The sequence below is a fragment of the Romboutsia sp. 13368 genome, assembly GCF_018336475.1.
In the GTDB taxonomy this organism is placed as follows: Bacteria; Bacillota; Clostridia; order Peptostreptococcales; family Peptostreptococcaceae; genus Romboutsia.
The window spans coordinates 511,159-511,467 of record NZ_CP048741.1; the positions used below are offsets into that span (position 1 = coordinate 511,159).

General features: G+C 29.0%; 1 protein-coding gene. It reads left to right on the forward strand.

Annotated elements, in window-relative coordinates:
* Positions 1 to 74: 74 nt before the first annotated feature.
* On the forward strand, positions 75 to 309 hold a 235-nt coding region (locus G3997_RS02155), incomplete at its 3' end, for a rubredoxin-like domain-containing protein (RefSeq protein WP_442971207.1).

Below are 309 nucleotides of genomic sequence, written 5' to 3' on the forward strand. Positions count from 1 at the left end.
ATATAAACGATAGAATAAAAAGTTTTATTATGTAAATAATAATCATGTGAAAATATATTATTTGAGGTGATTTAATGAAAAAATACATATGTACAGTATGTGGATATATACATGARGGAGATRCACCTCCAGAAGTATGCCCAATTTGTAAAGTAGGAGCAGATAAATTTGAAGAAGTTAAAGATGACATGCAATGGGCGGATGAACATAGAATAGGAATTGCAAAAGATATAGACGAAGAAATAATAGAAGGTTTAAGAGCAAACTTTATAGGTGAATGTACTGAAGTTGGTATGTATATAGCTATGT